Source organism: Streptomyces avidinii (assembly GCF_045161815.1).
Classification (GTDB): domain Bacteria; phylum Actinomycetota; class Actinomycetes; order Streptomycetales; family Streptomycetaceae; genus Streptomyces; species Streptomyces avidinii.
Window position 1 is genome coordinate 4,790,001 of sequence record NZ_CP108863.1, and the last position, 17,558, is coordinate 4,807,558.

11 protein-coding genes, 5 rRNA genes and 1 pseudogene (1 of these 17 only partly in view) are annotated in these 17,558 nt (G+C 63.9%); 14 read left to right on the forward strand and 3 right to left on the reverse strand.

Annotation, left to right across the window (positions count from 1 at the left end):
- The 9 genes and pseudogenes from OG373_RS21425 to OG373_RS21465 form a co-directional block, all read left to right on the forward strand.
- A 23S ribosomal RNA gene (locus OG373_RS21425) occupies positions 1-2,161 on the forward strand (it extends 962 nt beyond the left edge of the window).
- Between the two features lie 76 nt (positions 2,162-2,237).
- A 5S ribosomal RNA gene (rrf, locus tag OG373_RS21430) occupies positions 2,238-2,354 on the forward strand.
- A 782-nt stretch (positions 2,355-3,136) separates the two neighbouring features.
- Complete coding sequence (locus OG373_RS21435) at positions 3,137-3,859, forward strand: alpha/beta hydrolase (protein WP_405439721.1); 723 nt, start codon at positions 3,137-3,139, stop codon at positions 3,857-3,859.
- Positions 3,860-4,152: 293 nt separating this feature from the next.
- Positions 4,153-4,626 carry a nuclear transport factor 2 family protein gene (locus OG373_RS21440; RefSeq protein WP_405439723.1) on the forward strand — a complete coding sequence of 158 codons (474 nt, stop codon included), beginning with the start codon at positions 4,153-4,155 and terminating at the stop codon, positions 4,624-4,626.
- 54 nt (positions 4,627-4,680) lie between these two features.
- Positions 4,681-5,268 (forward strand): hypothetical protein, encoded by a 588-nt coding sequence (locus tag OG373_RS21445; RefSeq protein ID WP_405444387.1) that lies wholly within the window; start codon positions 4,681-4,683, stop codon positions 5,266-5,268.
- Entirely contained in the window at positions 5,153-5,560 is a 408-nt protein-coding gene (locus OG373_RS21450; protein WP_405439725.1) for a transposase, read from the forward strand. Before OG373_RS21445 ends, OG373_RS21450 begins: the two co-directional genes overlap by 116 nt.
- A 56-nt stretch (positions 5,561-5,616) precedes the next feature.
- Positions 5,617-6,042, forward strand: a pseudogene (locus tag OG373_RS21455) (DUF4259 domain-containing protein); the annotation flags it as partial.
- 184 nt (positions 6,043-6,226) lie between these two features.
- Positions 6,227-6,355, forward strand: coding sequence for a hypothetical protein (locus OG373_RS21460; RefSeq protein ID WP_405439727.1), 129 nt, complete (start codon positions 6,227-6,229; stop codon positions 6,353-6,355).
- A gap of 1 nt (position 6,356) precedes the next feature.
- Positions 6,357-6,818 carry a hypothetical protein gene (locus OG373_RS21465; RefSeq protein ID WP_405444143.1) on the forward strand — a complete coding sequence of 154 codons (462 nt, stop codon included), beginning with the start codon at positions 6,357-6,359 and terminating at the stop codon, positions 6,816-6,818.
- A gap of 34 nt (positions 6,819-6,852) precedes the next feature.
- Here the strand turns inward: OG373_RS21465 and OG373_RS21470 are convergent, their stop codons facing one another.
- Positions 6,853-7,374, reverse strand: a complete 522-nt coding sequence (locus tag OG373_RS21470; RefSeq protein WP_405439728.1) for a putative immunity protein — start codon at positions 7,372-7,374, stop codon at positions 6,853-6,855.
- A 116-nt stretch (positions 7,375-7,490) separates the two neighbouring features.
- Between OG373_RS21470 and OG373_RS21475 the strand changes: the two genes are divergently transcribed.
- The 5 genes from OG373_RS21475 (at position 7,491) to OG373_RS21495 (ending at position 14,657) form a co-directional block, all read left to right on the forward strand.
- Positions 7,491-8,003 (forward strand): Imm21 family immunity protein, encoded by a 513-nt coding sequence (locus tag OG373_RS21475; RefSeq protein WP_405439729.1) that lies wholly within the window; start codon positions 7,491-7,493, stop codon positions 8,001-8,003.
- 821 nt (positions 8,004-8,824) lie between these two features.
- Positions 8,825-10,349, forward strand: a 16S ribosomal RNA gene (locus OG373_RS21480).
- Positions 10,350-10,631: 282 nt separating this feature from the next.
- Positions 10,632-13,754: ribosomal RNA gene (locus OG373_RS21485) — 23S ribosomal RNA — on the forward strand.
- 76 nt (positions 13,755-13,830) lie between these two features.
- Positions 13,831-13,947, forward strand: a 5S ribosomal RNA gene (gene rrf / locus OG373_RS21490).
- Together the 16S, 23S and 5S rRNA genes form the textbook arrangement of a ribosomal RNA operon.
- A gap of 137 nt (positions 13,948-14,084) precedes the next feature.
- Complete coding sequence (locus OG373_RS21495; RefSeq protein ID WP_405444145.1) at positions 14,085-14,657, forward strand: GNAT family N-acetyltransferase; 573 nt, start codon at positions 14,085-14,087, stop codon at positions 14,655-14,657.
- On the opposite strand, the gene OG373_RS21500 is transcribed toward OG373_RS21495, so the two are convergent.
- The gene (locus tag OG373_RS21500) at positions 14,654-16,138 is read right to left on the reverse strand and encodes a type VI secretion protein (RefSeq protein WP_405439730.1); all 1,485 of its coding nucleotides are present in this window, start codon (positions 16,136-16,138) and stop codon (positions 14,654-14,656) included. The genes OG373_RS21495 and OG373_RS21500 overlap by 4 nt on opposite strands.
- A 2-nt stretch (positions 16,139-16,140) precedes the next feature.
- Positions 16,141-17,556 carry an ATP-binding protein gene (locus OG373_RS21505; protein ID WP_030390875.1) on the reverse strand — a complete coding sequence of 472 codons (1,416 nt, stop codon included), beginning with the start codon at positions 17,554-17,556 and terminating at the stop codon, positions 16,141-16,143.
- Positions 17,557-17,558 lie beyond the last annotated feature (2 nt).

The window sequence follows — 17,558 nt, forward strand, 5'->3', positions numbered from 1 at the left end:
GGTAGAGCACTGGATAGGCGATGGGCCCTACCGGGTTACTGACCTTAGCCAAACTCCGAATGCCGGTAAGTGAGAGCACGGCAGTGAGACTGTGGGGGATAAGCTCCATGGTCGAGAGGGAAACAGCCCAGAGCATCGACTAAGGCCCCTAAGCGTACGCTAAGTGGGAAAGGATGTGGAGTCGCAGAGACAACCAGGAGGTTGGCTTAGAAGCAGCCACCCTTGAAAGAGTGCGTAATAGCTCACTGGTCAAGTGATTCCGCGCCGACAATGTAGCGGGGCTCAAGCGTACCGCCGAAGTCGTGTCATTGCAGCAATAGGGCCAACGCCCGCTGTGATGGGTAGGGGAGCGTCGTGTGCCGGGTGAAGCAGCAGCGGAAGCTAGTTGTGGACGGTTCACGAGTGAGAATGCAGGCATGAGTAGCGATACACACGTGAGAAACGTGTGCGCCGATTGACTAAGGGTTCCTGGGTCAAGCTGATCTGCCCAGGGTAAGTCGGGACCTAAGGCGAGGCCGACAGGCGTAGTCGATGGACAACCGGTTGATATTCCGGTACCCGCTTTGAAACGCCCAATATCGAATCAGGCGATGCTAAGTCCGTGAAGCCGTTCCGGACCCTTCGGGGAAAGGAAAGTGGTGGAGCCGACGAACCAGACTTGTAGTAGGTAAGCGATGGGGTGACGCAGGAAGGTAGTCCAGCCCGGGCGGTGGTAGTCCCGGGGTAAGGGTGTAGGCCGAGGGGTAGGCAAATCCGTCCCTCATTAAGGCTGAGACCTGATGCCGAGCCGATTGTGGTGAAGTGGATGATCCTATGCTGTCGAGAAAAGCCTCTAGCGAGTTTCATGGCGGCCCGTACCCTAAACCGACTCAGGTGGTCAGGTAGAGAATACCGAGGCGTTCGGGTGAACTATGGTTAAGGAACTCGGCAAAATGCCCCCGTAACTTCGGGAGAAGGGGGGCCATCACTGGTGATAGCACTTGCTGCTTGAGCTGGGGGTGGCCGCAGAGACCAGCGAGAAGCGACTGTTTACTAAAAACACAGGTCCGTGCGAAGCCGTAAGGCGATGTATACGGACTGACGCCTGCCCGGTGCTGGAACGTTAAGGGGACCGGTTAGTGACCTTTCGGGGTTGCGAAGCTGAGAACTTAAGCGCCAGTAAACGGCGGTGGTAACTATAACCATCCTAAGGTAGCGAAATTCCTTGTCGGGTAAGTTCCGACCTGCACGAATGGCGTAACGACTTCTCGACTGTCTCAACCATAGGCCCGGTGAAATTGCACTACGAGTAAAGATGCTCGTTTCGCGCAGCAGGACGGAAAGACCCCGGGACCTTTACTATAGTTTGATATTGGTGTTCGGTTCGGCTTGTGTAGGATAGGTGGGAGACTTTGAAGCAGCCACGCCAGTGGTTGTGGAGTCGCCGTTGAAATACCACTCTGGTCGTGCTGGATGTCTAACCTCGGTCCGTGATCCGGATCAGGGACAGTGTCTGATGGGTAGTTTAACTGGGGCGGTTGCCTCCCAAAGGGTAACGGAGGCGCCCAAAGGTTCCCTCAGCCTGGTTGGCAATCAGGTGTTGAGTGTAAGTGCACAAGGGAGCTTGACTGTGAGACCGACGGGTCGAGCAGGGACGAAAGTCGGGACTAGTGATCCGGCGGTGGCTTGTGGAAGCGCCGTCGCTCAACGGATAAAAGGTACCCCGGGGATAACAGGCTGATCTTCCCCAAGAGTCCATATCGACGGGATGGTTTGGCACCTCGATGTCGGCTCGTCGCATCCTGGGGCTGGAGTCGGTCCCAAGGGTTGGGCTGTTCGCCCATTAAAGCGGTACGCGAGCTGGGTTTAGAACGTCGTGAGACAGTTCGGTCCCTATCCGCTGTGCGCGTAGGAATATTGAGAAGGGCTGTCCCTAGTACGAGAGGACCGGGACGGACGAACCTCTGGTGTGCCAGTTGTCCTGCCAAGGGCATGGCTGGTTGGCTACGTTCGGGAGGGATAACCGCTGAAAGCATCTAAGCGGGAAGCCTGCTTCAAGATGAGTATTCCCACCTCCTTGAGAGGGTAAGGCTCCCAGTAGACGACTGGGTTGATAGGCCAGATGTGGAAGCCCGGTAACGGGTGAAGCTGACTGGTACTAATAGGCCGAGGGCTTGTCCTCAGTTGCTCGCGTCCACTGTGTTAGTTCTGAAATAACGAACAGCTGTGTCCATGCCAGCGTTCAAATTTCATAGTGTTTCGGTGGTCATAGCGTTAGGGAAACGCCCGGTTACATTCCGAACCCGGAAGCTAAGCCTTTCAGCGCCGATGGTACTGCAGGGGGGACCCTGTGGGAGAGTAGGACGCCGCCGAACAATCATTGTGGGAAAGCCCCGCACCAGCCCTTACGGGTTCGGTGCGGGGCTTTTCTGCGTTTCAGGGGCAGTAGGTTGACCGCCGGCCTCGAGGAGCACCAGCGGCTTTTCGTCGTGCTGCACAGGTTCGACCACGGAGGCCACCACCAGGAGTCCGACATCTGGTGCGCCGGCACTTGGGCCGAGCAGAGGCTGCGTCTGTACGGTGTGCAGTCTGCCGTTGCGCGCGGACCGCATCGGGCGGCCGGACGCCGTGGGCCGAGACGACAGGCCGGAGGGTTGTTCCGCCGCCTGCACCAGTGCGCACGCCACAGCTCCACAGAAGTGATGCTGTTGGTGATCTTCAGGTGGAACCACGGTGCGTGCGAATAGCCGCTGGTCGCGCGACACGCGGTTGAGCCGGACTGCTGGCCGAGGGCAGCCGAGGGCACGCCCATCGGCTGCAAGTCCGGCAGCCCCACGAGGTGGAACACTTCCGCGCAAACAGGCTGCGACGAGATCACCAACAGCATCCAGAAGTTGAGCCAGAGCCTGACAACCGGCGGCGCCTGTACGCAAGTTCGGGCGCGGTCGGCGGTGCGTCGTGTTCGACGGGGCCCGTGTAAGAAACCCGTTGGCGGACACGGCGGCCACTGCTACGTTTCCGGAGGCCGTGCGAGAGAACGAGGAGGTGGTACCCGTGAACGCAGTATCGACATGGGTGCTCCCCTCCGGGGTCACGGTCGGACGATAGGCAGGTCGTCCGGGAGCGCCGTTCACGAGCACTCCCGAAAGGCACGACCATGCGATTCACTTCCGAACAGCGCCTCGACGACGGCGTCGTCGAACGCGAATTCACCCTCGGCGAGATCCCCGGCACCCTGTGGACGCCCGAATCCGCCGTACCGGTCCCGCTGATCCTGATGGCCCACAACAACGGCCTGCCCAAGGCGGCAGCCCGGCTGGTGGCCCGGGCCCGGCACACCGCGGCGGCCGGCTACGCCGTGGCCACCATCGACGCCGCCGGGTGCGGTGACCGCCCCCGTTCGGCCGCCGACGAGCAGGCTCGCGCCGACCTCCGCCGGGCGATGCAGGCCGGCGAGCCGGTCGACGAGATCTTCGAGTCCCTCGTCGGCTCTCTGGTCGAGAAGGCGGTCCCGGAATGGCGGACCACCCTGGATGCCCTCCTCGCGCTGCCCGAGATCGGCGGCCCGGTCGGGTACTCGGGGTGGACCGCCGTAGGCATCCGCCTTGCGGTGGTCGAGCCGCGCATCGAGGCTGCCGGCTTCTTCGCCGGCGGTTACGTACCCCGCGCCCAGCGCGAGGAGGCCCGCCAGGTCGGTGTTCCGCTGCTGTTCCTGCTGCAGTGGGACGACGAAGGGAACCCCCGGCAACGGGCCCTGGACCTGTTCGACGCCTTCGGCGCCACGGAGAAGACGCTGCACGCCAATCTGGGCGGACACACCGGCACCCCGTGGTTCGAGGTGGAGGACGGGAGCCGGTTCTACGACCGGCACCTGAAGTGAGGCCGGGCCGTCAGGCCGACACCAGACGGTAAGCGGTGGCGGCCAGGACGCCGTTCTTCGCGACCAGGTCCTGGCCGCCCTCCGCAGCTCTCCACACCGCGGGCTCCTGCCGAGAGGTTGGGCAGGGGCCCGCGCTGCCCGAAGCCGTGAACTGCTCGATTCCGGCAGGGCTTTACGGGTCGGCATGTGAGGACGGGCACGGCTCCGGAGAGCCCGAGCCCAAGAGCCGGGGCGTGATTCCCGTGATTCCGGTGGGGCTCACTCATCCATGTGTGACCTGATATGAGTTGATCATGAATGCTGAAACTCTGGACCCGATGGAGCGTCTGCTGGCGGAGCGGGCCTGTGAGCGGCTGATCGTGGAGTTCGTCCACCGGCTCGACCTCGGGGATCCCGGCTCGGTGGCGGACCTGTTCACACGGGACGGGACCTGGGAATGGCCCGCCGGCGATCGCCGCATCGCAGGTCACGACGCTCTGCGCAGCTACTTCGGCGATCGGCCCGCAGACCGGCTGTCACGCCGTATATGCACCAACATCCTGGTCACGGTGGCTTCTGCGGACACGGCCTCCGCCACCACCTACTTCACCACGTACCGAGTCGACGGCTACACCGAAGGCCTCGTACCGCCCCGGCCCCCGGTTCAGGTGGGGCACTACGAGGACACGTTCCACAAGGTGGACGACACCTGGCTGCTCACCTCACGGACCCTGTTCCTCTCCTTCGCCGGGCCCACGGAACGCCTCGACGGACCTGATCAGTCGTGACGCTCAGGTGACGGGCACGTCCTGGTCGACATCGAAACGCGCCGCCCCATCGACTTGCTGCCGGACCGGGAGGCATCCAGCCTGGCGGCCTGGCTCGCCGAACGAGCCGTCGCCCAGCACTGTCGCTGCCTGCGCGCCCTGGTCCCCGCCGTCCCCGAACCCGAGCCGGAACCCGCCCCAGAAGAGGAGCCGCCCGGTTCACCCTGGCCGAACGGCCAACGGTTCGCCGACTGCACCAGGGCCCGGCACGCCGCCGTCCACGCATTGCTGGAGTCCGAGCACAGCCGCCGCTCGATCCAGCGTCAGCTCGCCATGACCTGGCGGACCGTCACGCAGCTTGCCGAGGCCGCGGTCCCGGAGGAACTGTGCACCGGCCAGTGGCAGAACCGGCCTTCGGTCCTCGATGACTACAAGCCCTACCTGGACGACCGGTGGAACGAGGGTTTCACCAACGCCTGGTCGGCTACAAAGGCAGCTACCAGCGCGTCCGTGCCTACCCGCACAGAAGCGCACCTCACCGCGACCGGTGACCGCCCGGCCACCGTCGCCCCGAACGGTTTCCAGATGGATCCTCAGCCGCCCAGAGGCCCTAACCGAGCCCGAACAACTCCAGCTCAAGACCGTCCGCACCCACTGTCCTGAGCTCGACGCCCTCACCCGACACGTCCGCTCCTTCGCGGTCATGCTCACCCAGCGCCAGGGCGAGTACCTGCCAGCCTGGCTCGAGGCTGTCCGGCAGGACGACCTGCCCAGCCTCTACACCCTCGCCGCCGGCATCGACCGCGACCTCAACGCCGTCACCACTGGACTCACCCTGCCCTGGAGCTCGGGCGCGGTCGAGGGACATGCCAACCGGATCAAGATGCTCAAGCGTCAGATGTTCGGGCGTGCTGGCTTCGCCCTTCTGCGGAAGCGCGTACTGCTCGCACAGTGATCGCAATGTCAGCGGCTGATGCGAGGATCCCGGCGCGACGACACGAGGAGATCAACATGGGCACCTGGGGCACTGGCCCCTTCGACAACGACACCGCCGCGGACTTCGCCAACGCTCTCGACGACGCCAAACCCGAGGAACGCGAGCCACTGATCCGTGGCGTCCTCACGCGCACCGTCGGCGCCACCGGCTGGCTCACCGAAGGAGAAGAAGCGGTGGCCGCAGCCGCACTGATTGCGGCGCAATGCCCTGGCGGCGGCCCAATCGACACACCTTACGGCCCTGAAGAACCCATGCCCGCCTTCCCTGACGATCTCCGGACGCTCGCGGACAAGGCCCTCGCTCGCATCATCAGCGACGAGGCTGGGCCGGCCTCGAACTGGGTCGATCCGGAAGACTGGAAGCAGTGGCGAGCTGACCTCAACCGCCTTCGCACAGTCCTTGCTCCGCCATCACCGTCCATCCCGTTGTTCGATGTCGAGCAAGGGGAGAGCGTCACCCGCCACAAAAACCTGAGCCGGAGCCCGAACTCGTGTACAGGTAGTGCCGGTTCGAGAACGGGAGCCGCCGGGACGGCTCGAACCAGAGATCCCCATGTCCACAGCACCGGAGTCTCGCGGACACCGGCCCGAAGGCATGCCACGTCCTTGACCTAGTGTTCCCGGGATGACCTCCCGAGAGGCTGCCCGCGTCGCGGCTTCCGTCACCGCCCGGCTGGACGCAGGCGAGCAGATGTTCGCGCCCGCAGCCGATGTCCCGCACTTCCTCGGCCAGGAGGCCGGCCACCGTGGCTGACATGCAGCTCGTCTGGACTCTCGGCGGGCCGGGATGGGCCGACTGCGCCATCGCCGATCACCAGGCGGAAGTCGAGGTCACAGCCTCGGACATCTCCGCAGCCCCCGAGGACCTGCTGACGGCGGTGGCCCGCCTCGTCACCCGCGAGTTGGAGACACGCGTGCAGTTCGAGGCGGAACCCACCGCGTTCCGCTGGATCCTCTACCGCGAGGGCACCGACGTGTGGATACGTGTGCTGAAGCTGGCCGACGGCAGCAAGCACGACAACGCCGGAACCGAAATCTGGTCGAGCCAACAAAGCATCGGCGCTGTGGCTCGCGCGGTGGTCCGCTGCTTCGACGAAGTCGCGCGGAAGTACGGTGAGAGCGGGTACCGCGGTAAGTGGGGCGAGCACTTCCCCCGCTTCGAACTCGAAGCCCTCAGGGATGCCTGGCACAAGATCCGCCCTCTGGAGAACACCTGAGCGGCCCGGCCGGACCTGGAAGGTTCGGCGCCGGTCAGTGGCGCAGGGCCTCGTCGAGCGCGTAGTAGAGCGTGTCCAGCCGGCTACGGCCGGGGCGGCGAGCCGGCATCCGGCGCAGCAGTTCGCGAACCGCCGGCGGGGCGTGCTCGATCGCCCATCGGATCTCCTCGTCACCGACGGCCGTGTCATCCTCCGCGCCGAGTTCCCGAGCGAGTGCCCCGTACACGGCGGGCCCCAGCACGTGCTTCGACTGGTGAGGGGTGGCCAGCGGGTGGATGTAGGGGGTCGCTGCCGCGTGGCACGCGGCGCGGGCCGCCGCGGTGGCCGCCGGGTCGTCGACCTCGCGAGCGGCCGCGTGTGCCGCCCAGGCCAGGGAGCGCAGCCGGGCTGTCCGTTTCCCCTCGCGTACAAAGGCCCGTATGCCCTCGATCGCTTCGCGAGGTCGGCTGTCGGAGGGCGCCTTCGCCTCGAACAGCGGGAGGGCCCGCTCCACACAATCGGCAGCCCAGCGCCCGAGCAGGCGGCGGTCTTCTTCGCTGATGGTCACCTCGTCCATCCGGCCATCATGCGCGGAGCCGGCTCAGCAGGGCGACCAGGTTGTTGCGCGCGGTGCGGCCCCGGAGCGCGCAGGACGAGGCCCCGCGGGCCGTCCCGGTCCCCTAACCTCCCGGCATGGCGAGATATGCGGATCCAGGGCTGGTCGACTGGGTGGAGTCCGGCGGCGGCCCGTTCGTGGTGGTGCCGGCTGCCGTGCTGAACCTGTGGGAGGGGGCGGACAGCGACGGCCCCGAATCCGACTACGACCGGGCTTGCACTGTCTCCGGCTACGCCCGCCTGCTTGCAGTGGGTCCGGCGCAGGCGCTGGTGCTGGGCGACGAGCCCTCGTCCACGGCGTTCCTCCCGGAGCACGGGGTCTTCGTGCGATGGGTGGCGGCCGAGTCCGAAGCGGACCTGCTGGGCAGCGTCGGGGCGGCACTGGCGGATGTCGTCTGGGAGGACAGCCAGGTTTGGGACGTACCGGGGCCGGTCGTGCTCTTCGACTCGGCCTGGCCCGGCTCCGAGGTGGAGCCCGACAACCACAGACGGGTGGACCTGGCAGCCGGCCGGTACGAGGTCCGGGCCGCCCTGGCCCACCGCGGCCCCGATACCGCGTTCCAACTGATCCAACTGCTCCCCTTGCGATAGGGCGAGGGCCGGCACCGGCGCACAGGTACGGCGGCCCAGTGCGGAGGTTCCTCACGATGGACGACCATCTACCACCGGATCTGCCGGCCGGGCATCTTCGTCCGGAACGCGATTGCGGCCCGGGCGGACACTCCGGCGGTCATGCGTGAGCGGGTGGTGGCCACCTTGCAACCTGCCAGCGACCTCGCGGAGTGGCTGCGGTCCTTCCTTCGGTCGCGGCAACCACACACACCGGCACCCGGCACCCGGCAACAGCGCCCCGGCCTGGAGGTCTGTCCTGGGCTCGACCAGGGCTGCCCGGGCCGTTTTGACACCCCCCAGGCCGGGTTGTAGAGTCAAACGGTTGCCTCGAACTGGACAAGTTCGGCAGCCCCACCCCCTGAGGAATGCAATTCCGTGCGGGGTGCACTCGATTCTTCAGAATCCGAAGCCGGGGAAATCCGGTGGAGAACTTCTGATAGAGTCGGAACCGCCGGAAAGGGAAACGCGAAAGCGAAAACCTGGAAAGCGCCGAGGAAGTCGGACACGAAAGAGTCTGATAGAGTCGGAAACGCAAGAACAGAACGAAAGCCCGGAGGAAAACCCGAGAGGGTGAGTACAAAGGAAGCGTCCGTTCCTTGAGAACTCAACAGCGTGCCAAAAATCAACGCCAGAAGTTGATACCTCGTCCACTTCGGTGGATGAGGTTCCTTTGAAAAAGACCTGTCGGGCCTTCGGGCACTGGCAGGCAACAACACAGCGAGGACGTTGTGGCGCGTCGGTCTTATTCCGACATGACGTGCCCGCTCTAAGTGATGTGTGCACCCGATTACGGGTAAACATTCATGGAGAGTTTGATCCTGGCTCAGGACGAACGCTGGCGGCGTGCTTAACACATGCAAGTCGAACGATGAAGCCCTTCGGGGTGGATTAGTGGCGAACGGGTGAGTAACACGTGGGCAATCTGCCCTTCACTCTGGGACAAGCCCTGGAAACGGGGTCTAATACCGGATACCACTCCTGCCTGCATGGGCGGGGGTTGAAAGCTCCGGCGGTGAAGGATGAGCCCGCGGCCTATCAGCTTGTTGGTGGGGTAATGGCCCACCAAGGCGACGACGGGTAGCCGGCCTGAGAGGGCGACCGGCCACACTGGGACTGAGACACGGCCCAGACTCCTACGGGAGGCAGCAGTGGGGAATATTGCACAATGGGCGAAAGCCTGATGCAGCGACGCCGCGTGAGGGATGACGGCCTTCGGGTTGTAAACCTCTTTCAGCAGGGAAGAAGCGAAAGTGACGGTACCTGCAGAAGAAGCGCCGGCTAACTACGTGCCAGCAGCCGCGGTAATACGTAGGGCGCAAGCGTTGTCCGGAATTATTGGGCGTAAAGAGCTCGTAGGCGGCTTGTCACGTCGGATGTGAAAGCCCGAGGCTTAACCTCGGGTCTGCATTCGATACGGGCTAGCTAGAGTGTGGTAGGGGAGATCGGAATTCCTGGTGTAGCGGTGAAATGCGCAGATATCAGGAGGAACACCGGTGGCGAAGGCGGATCTCTGGGCCATTACTGACGCTGAGGAGCGAAAGCGTGGGGAGCGAACAGGATTAGATACCCTGGTAGTCCACGCCGTAAACGTTGGGAACTAGGTGTTGGCGACATTCCACGTCGTCGGTGCCGCAGCTAACGCATTAAGTTCCCCGCCTGGGGAGTACGGCCGCAAGGCTAAAACTCAAAGGAATTGACGGGGGCCCGCACAAGCAGCGGAGCATGTGGCTTAATTCGACGCAACGCGAAGAACCTTACCAAGGCTTGACATATACCGGAAAGCATTAGAGATAGTGCCCCCCTTGTGGTCGGTATACAGGTGGTGCATGGCTGTCGTCAGCTCGTGTCGTGAGATGTTGGGTTAAGTCCCGCAACGAGCGCAACCCTTGTCCTGTGTTGCCAGCATGCCCTTCGGGGTGATGGGGACTCACAGGAGACCGCCGGGGTCAACTCGGAGGAAGGTGGGGACGACGTCAAGTCATCATGCCCCTTATGTCTTGGGCTGCACACGTGCTACAATGGCCGGTACAATGAGCTGCGATACCGCAAGGTGGAGCGAATCTCAAAAAGCCGGTCTCAGTTCGGATTGGGGTCTGCAACTCGACCCCATGAAGTCGGAGTTGCTAGTAATCGCAGATCAGCATTGCTGCGGTGAATACGTTCCCGGGCCTTGTACACACCGCCCGTCACGTCACGAAAGTCGGTAACACCCGAAGCCGGTGGCCCAACCCGTAAGGGAGGGAGCTGTCGAAGGTGGGACTGGCGATTGGGACGAAGTCGTAACAAGGTAGCCGTACCGGAAGGTGCGGCTGGATCACCTCCTTTCTAAGGAGCACAGTACCGATTGCAGACAAATGTTCTGCACGGTCAGCTCATGGGTGGAACGTTGATTAGTTGGCACGGTTCTTCTGATGGATCACAAGTACTGCTTCGGCGTGGAAAGTGACTCACTGATGAGGGATCGTGCTTGGCACGTTGTTGGGTCCTGAAGGTACGGCCGTAAGGTCATGTCTTCAGTGCCGGCCCCAGTGAACTTGATCCGTATGGGTCAGGGTGATGGGTGGCTGGTCGTTGTTTGAGAACTACACAGTGGACGCGAGCATCTGTGGCCAAGTTTTTAAGGGCGCACGGTGGATGCCTTGGCACCAGGAACCGATGAAGGACGTGAGAGGCCGCGATAGGCCCCGGGGAGCTGCCAACTGAGCTTTGATCCGGGGGTGTCCGAATGGGGAAACCCGGCAGTCGTCATGGGCTGTCACCCACTGCTGAACACATAGGCAGTGTGGAGGGAACGAGGGGAAGTGAAACATCTCAGTACCCTCAGGAAGAGAAAACAACCGTGATTCCGGGAGTAGTGGCGAGCGAAACCGGATGAGGCCAAACCGTATGCGTGTGATACCCGGCAGGGGTTGCGCATGCGGGGTTGTGGGAATTCTTTTGATCGGTCTGCCGGCCGGTCGGCGAGTCAGAAACCGTTGATGTAGTCGAAGGACATGCGAAAGGTCCGGCGTAGAGGGTAAGACCCCCGTAGACGAAACATCAGCGGCTTGCTTAAGAATCTCCCAAGTAGCACGGGGCCCGAGAAATCCCGTGTGAATCTGGCGGGACCACCCGCTAAGCCTAAATATTCCCTGGTGACCGATAGCGGATAGTACCGTGAGGGAATGGTGAAAAGTACCGCGGGAGCGGAGTGAAATAGTACCTGAAACCGTGTGCCTACAAGCCGTGGGAGCGTCGCCGTTGTTCTTCGGAACAACGGTCGTGACTGCGTGCCTTTTGAAGAATGAGCCTGCGAGTTAGCGGTGTGTAGCGAGGTTAACCCGTGTGGGGAAGCCGTAGCGAAAGCGAGTCCGAATAGGGCGATTGAGTTGCACGCTCTAGACCCGAAGCGGAGTGATCTAGCCATGGGCAGGTTGAAGCGGAGGTAAGACTTCGTGGAGGACCGAACCCACCAGGGTTGAAAACCTGGGGGATGACCTGTGGTTAGGGGTGAAAGGCCAATCAAACTCCGTGATAGCTGGTTCTCCCCGAAATGCATTTAGGTGCAGCGTCGTGTGTTTCTTGCCGGAGGTAGAGCACTGGATAGGCGATGGGCCCTACCGGGTTACTGACCTTAGCCAAACTCCGAATGCCGGTAAGTGAGAGCACGGCAGTGAGACTGTGGGGGATAAGCTCCATGGTCGAGAGGGAAACAGCCCAGAGCATCGACTAAGGCCCCTAAGCGTACGCTAAGTGGGAAAGGATGTGGAGTCGCAGAGACAACCAGGAGGTTGGCTTAGAAGCAGCCACCCTTGAAAGAGTGCGTAATAGCTCACTGGTCAAGTGATTCCGCGCCGACAATGTAGCGGGGCTCAAGCGTACCGCCGAAGTCGTGTCATTGCAGCAATAGGGCCAACGCCCGCTGTGATGGGTAGGGGAGCGTCGTGTGCCGGGTGAAGCAGCAGCGGAAGCTAGTTGTGGACGGTTCACGAGTGAGAATGCAGGCATGAGTAGCGATACACACGTGAGAAACGTGTGCGCCGATTGACTAAGGGTTCCTGGGTCAAGCTGATCTGCCCAGGGTAAGTCGGGACCTAAGGCGAGGCCGACAGGCGTAGTCGATGGACAACCGGTTGATATTCCGGTACCCGCTTTGAAACGCCCAATATCGAATCAGGCGATGCTAAGTCCGTGAAGCCGTTCCGGACCCTTCGGGGAAAGGAAAGTGGTGGAGCCGACGAACCAGACTTGTAGTAGGTAAGCGATGGGGTGACGCAGGAAGGTAGTCCAGCCCGGGCGGTGGTAGTCCCGGGGTAAGGGTGTAGGCCGAGGGGTAGGCAAATCCGTCCCTCATTAAGGCTGAGACCTGATGCCGAGCCGATTGTGGTGAAGTGGATGATCCTATGCTGTCGAGAAAAGCCTCTAGCGAGTTTCATGGCGGCCCGTACCCTAAACCGACTCAGGTGGTCAGGTAGAGAATACCGAGGCGTTCGGGTGAACTATGGTTAAGGAACTCGGCAAAATGCCCCCGTAACTTCGGGAGAAGGGGGGCCATCACTGGTGATAGCACTTGCTGCTTGAGCTGGGGGTGGCCGCAGAGACCAGCGAGAAGCGACTGTTTACTAAAAACACAGGTCCGTGCGAAGCCGTAAGGCGATGTATACGGACTGACGCCTGCCCGGTGCTGGAACGTTAAGGGGACCGGTTAGTGACCTTTCGGGGTTGCGAAGCTGAGAACTTAAGCGCCAGTAAACGGCGGTGGTAACTATAACCATCCTAAGGTAGCGAAATTCCTTGTCGGGTAAGTTCCGACCTGCACGAATGGCGTAACGACTTCTCGACTGTCTCAACCATAGGCCCGGTGAAATTGCACTACGAGTAAAGATGCTCGTTTCGCGCAGCAGGACGGAAAGACCCCGGGACCTTTACTATAGTTTGATATTGGTGTTCGGTTCGGCTTGTGTAGGATAGGTGGGAGACTTTGAAGCAGCCACGCCAGTGGTTGTGGAGTCGCCGTTGAAATACCACTCTGGTCGTGCTGGATGTCTAACCTCGGTCCGTGATCCGGATCAGGGACAGTGTCTGATGGGTAGTTTAACTGGGGCGGTTGCCTCCCAAAGGGTAACGGAGGCGCCCAAAGGTTCCCTCAGCCTGGTTGGCAATCAGGTGTTGAGTGTAAGTGCACAAGGGAGCTTGACTGTGAGACCGACGGGTCGAGCAGGGACGAAAGTCGGGACTAGTGATCCGGCGGTGGCTTGTGGAAGCGCCGTCGCTCAACGGATAAAAGGTACCCCGGGGATAACAGGCTGATCTTCCCCAAGAGTCCATATCGACGGGATGGTTTGGCACCTCGATGTCGGCTCGTCGCATCCTGGGGCTGGAGTCGGTCCCAAGGGTTGGGCTGTTCGCCCATTAAAGCGGTACGCGAGCTGGGTTTAGAACGTCGTGAGACAGTTCGGTCCCTATCCGCTGTGCGCGTAGGAATATTGAGAAGGGCTGTCCCTAGTACGAGAGGACCGGGACGGACGAACCTCTGGTGTGCCAGTTGTCCTGCCAAGGGCATGGCTGGTTGGCTACGTTCGGGAGGGATAACCGCTGAAAGCATCTAAGCGGGAAGCCTGCTTCAAGATGAGTATTCCCACCTCCTTGAGAGGGTAAGGCTCCCAGTAGACGACTGGGTTGATAGGCCAGATGTGGAAGCCCGGTAACGGGTGAAGCTGACTGGTACTAATAGGCCGAGGGCTTGTCCTCAGTTGCTCGCGTCCACTGTGTTAGTTCTGAAATAACGAACAGCTGTGTCCATGCCAGCGTTCAAATTTCATAGTGTTTCGGTGGTCATAGCGTTAGGGAAACGCCCGGTTACATTCCGAACCCGGAAGCTAAGCCTTTCAGCGCCGATGGTACTGCAGGGGGGACCCTGTGGGAGAGTAGGACGCCGCCGAACAATCATTGTGGGAAAGCCCCGCACCAGCCCTTACGGGTTCGGTGCGGGGCTTTTCTGCGTTTCAGGGCCGGTTTGACGTGCGGATTTTCAGGTGAAGCCCGCGTGATCCGTAGTTAGGATCTTGCCGCATGAGCGAGATTCGGCACTTGATACGTGCAGTACGTGGTGACGAGTGGGAGAAGGTCAAGGAGCTGCGGATCGCCGCGCTGCACGACCCGGCGGCGCCGGTGGCCTTCCTCGAGACGGTGGAGCAGGCCGAGGCGCAGCCCGATGAGTTCTGGCAGGGGCGCACGGAGGGGGCGTCCCAGGGGCGGGCGGTACGGCAGTTCGTGGCCGAGGCGCCCGACGGGACCTGGGACGGGTCGGTGGCTGTGATCGTCGAGGCGGGCGGGAGCACCGACTTCTTCGACCAGGGGGTCGAGCGGACGCAGGGGCATGTCGTGGGCGTGTTCGTGCGGGCCGGGGAGCGGGGGACCGGGTTGACCGAGGCCCTGTTCGCCGGCGCTCTGGAGTGGGCCTGGGGGCTGGAGGAGCCGGCACTGGAACGCGTACGGCTCTTCGTACACGAGGGCAATCCGCGGGCCGCGGCCTTCTACCGGCGGTACGGGTTCCGGCCGAGCGGCGTGGTCGTGCCGAAGCCCGGGAGCGCGGACGCCAAGGAGCTGGAGTACGTGATCCAGCGGCCGGCGACGGCGGCGGCGACGGTCTAGAAGTCGCCCTGGGGCCAGCGGGAACGGGCCTGTTCGCGGCTGCGGCACAGGGCGAGCACGGGGAGCGTCCCCTCGGTCACGAGTTCCGGGAGCTGGGGGATCGGGGCCACGGCAGCCACGTCGTCCAGCACCAGGGAAAGTGGTGGGTCGAGCCGACCGTGGGATGACCGTGCGGCCATGCGACGGCCGTGCTCGACCACGTGCGAGGCGAGTGCGGTGAGCAGGGGCATCGCACCCGGGTGGGTGCGGGGATCCTCCAGAGGTTCGCCCACCAGATAGAGGGTGCCCCCTTCGGTGACGAACGATGCCAAGGTGAGGGCCTCTGTTCGGTTCGGATTGCAGGCCTCGCGGATGTGGATCGAGGTCAGGCAGGACAGGGCCCGGGCCGTCAGGCTCTGGGCGAGCTCTCGGCGTTCGGGGTGGGCGGTGAGTGCGCTCTCCAGCTCGCCGGCGGCGCCGGGGGCGGCCTGGGGGTGGGTGCGCAGGATGCGGACCGGGTCCTGGGCGCTGTTGCCCTGGGCCCAGCGGTGGAGCAGCTTGAACGGGCGGTCGTCCAGGGCGGCGGCCTGGAGCCAGCTGCGCAGGAGGGTTTCGGCGGTGTCGGCGACGGCGGCGTCCATACGGGCCTGCGGCCGTACGGGAGCCAGCAGGGCGATGGCGCGGGCGGCTGCGGTCTCGCGGTCGGCGCAGCCCTCGGCCGGGTTCCAGTGCATGCGGGCCGGGGTGTCGCACAGGTGCGAAGGGTCGTAGAGGAGGACCGGGCCTAGTTTGGCGCGTGCGTCCTTGGTCTCGGCCCAGAGGGTGGGGGAGGAGGTCACGATGAGGGCGGCGCCCTCGGTCTCCCCGATGCGGTGGGCGGCGGCGCGGAGGCGGTCGTCGGGGCCGGCGAAGGTGACCCCGTGGGCTGTGGGTTGCGGTGTGGCGGCCGCCGGTTGGGGGGCGTAGCCGGAGCCGTAGCGGTAGGCCTCGTCGGACGGTGCGGTGGTCGTCGGTGCGGTGGCCACCGGTGTGGGCGGGTCGCCGGGGGCGCTGCCCCCGGCGACCCGCGCCTCGAACGCCGGCGAGGCCGAGTGAGCGGCCGGGGCTGCCGCTTCGGCCTCCGCGAGGTGTTTGGTCAGCGCGCGGCGGGATTTCGTGCGGGCGATCACGCCGATGGCGAAGACGGTGAGGACGAACAGCACCAGGAGCTGGCTGACGAACAGGCCCCAGAACAGGCCCCAGCCCGACAGGGCCGCCGGGTCGGTGTCCGGCCAGGCGCCCGGGATGTCGTGCGGCTGCGCTATCAGGGCGCGGACGGCCTCCGGGGTCCGGGTGAAGGTGACCGTGTCGGGCCAGGCGCCCTTGGCGGCGACGGCGGCCAGGCCGGTGGCCGACCAGACCAGGACGGCCAGGCCGAGGAGGAAGGCCAGGAGGCCGACCAGCAGGCCGTCCGGGATGCCGCCGCCGCGTGCGGGGGTCTCCGTACGTCGTGCGTCGTGCATGGTCAGGCCACCGTGGTCGCGGATCCCGGGCCGCCGCGGCGGCGTTCGATGGACAGGGCCCGTTCCTCCGCCTCCAGTTCGGCGGCGAGCATGTCGGCGGGGAGGCGGGTGGGGGCGGAGGACTCGGTCATGGCGCGGTCGGTGAAGACGAGGGGGCGTTCGGCTTCGGTGATCAGGTGTTTGACCACCTGGACGTTGCCGTTGACGTCCCAGACCGCGATGCCGGGGGTGAGGGTCGGGATGATTTCCACCGCCCAGCGGGGCAGGCCGAGGACCCGGCCCGTGGCTCGGGCCTCGTCCGCCTTCTGGGCGTAGATGGTTCTGGTCGAGGCCATCTTGAGGATGGCCGCGGCCTCGCGTGCGGCGGCGCCGTCGACGACGTCGGAGAGGTGGTGGACGACGGCGACGAAGGACAGGCCGAGGCGGCGGCCGAACTTCAGCAGGCGCTGGAACAGCTGGGCCACGAAGGGGCTGTTGATGATGTGCCAGGCCTCTTCGACGAGGAAGATGCGCTTCTTGCGGTCGGGCCGGATCCAGGTGTGCTCCAGCCAGACGCCGACGATCGCCATGAGGATCGGCATCGCGATGGAGTTGCGGTCGATGTGGGAGAGGTCGAAGACGATCAGCGGGGCGTCGAGGTCGATGCCGACGGTGGTCGGGCCGTCGAACATGCCGCGCAGGTCGCCGTCGACGAGGCGGTCGATGACGAGCGCGACGTCGAGACCCCAGGCCCGGACATCGTCTATGTCGACGTTCATGGCGAGGGCGGATTCGGCTTCGGGGTGACGCAGTTGCTCGACGATGTCGGTGAGGACGGGCTGGCGGTCGCGGATGGTGTCGACGACGTAGGCGTGCGCGACCTTCAGGGCGAAGCCGGCGCGCTCGTCGAGGCCGTGGCCCATGGCCACCTCGATGATGGTCCGGAGCAGGGCGAGCTGTCCGGTCGCGGTGATGGCCGGGTCGAGCGGGTTGAGGCGGATCCCGTCGTCATTGGCGGCGATGGGGTCCAGGCGGATGGGGGTTATTCCCAGCTGCTGGGCGATCAGGTTCCACTCGCCGACGCCGTCCTCGCCCTGGGCGTCGAGAACGACGACCTGGCGGTCCTTGAAGCGGAGCTGGCGCAGTACGTAGGTCTTCTCCAGGGCGGACTTGCCGTTTCCGGATTCGCCGAGGACCAGCCAGTGGGGGGCCGGGAGCTGCTGTCCGTACAGCTGGAAGGGGTCGTAGATGTAGCCCTTGCCGCTGTAGACCTCGCGGCCGATGATGACGCCGGAGTCGCCGAGTCCGGGGGCGGCGGTGGGCAGGTAGACGGCTTGCGCCTGCCCGGTGGAGGTGCGGACGGGCAGGCGCGTGGTTTCGACTTTGCCGAAGAGGAAGCTGGTGAAGGCGTCCGTCAGGGCGGACATGGGATCTCGCATGG

Excerpts from the sequence above, each read along its gene's own strand:
- OG373_RS21435 (WP_405439721.1), top strand. The coding sequence starts at position 3,137 with ATGCGATTCACTTCCGAACAGCGCCTCGACGACGGCGTCGTCGAACGC.
- OG373_RS21440 (WP_405439723.1), top strand. The coding sequence starts at position 4,153 with ATGAATGCTGAAACTCTGGACCCGATGGAGCGTCTGCTGGCGGAGCGG.
- OG373_RS21460 (WP_405439727.1), top strand. The coding sequence starts at position 6,227 with ATGACCTCCCGAGAGGCTGCCCGCGTCGCGGCTTCCGTCACCGCCCGG.
- OG373_RS21465 (WP_405444143.1), top strand. The coding sequence starts at position 6,357 with ATGCAGCTCGTCTGGACTCTCGGCGGGCCGGGATGGGCCGACTGCGCC.
- OG373_RS21470 (WP_405439728.1), bottom strand. The coding sequence starts at position 7,374 with ATGGACGAGGTGACCATCAGCGAAGAAGACCGCCGCCTGCTCGGGCGC.
- OG373_RS21475 (WP_405439729.1), top strand. The coding sequence starts at position 7,491 with ATGGCGAGATATGCGGATCCAGGGCTGGTCGACTGGGTGGAGTCCGGC.
- OG373_RS21500 (WP_405439730.1), bottom strand. The coding sequence starts at position 16,138 with ATGCACGACGCACGACGTACGGAGACCCCCGCACGCGGCGGCGGCATC.
- OG373_RS21505 (WP_030390875.1), bottom strand. The coding sequence starts at position 17,556 with ATGCGAGATCCCATGTCCGCCCTGACGGACGCCTTCACCAGCTTCCTC.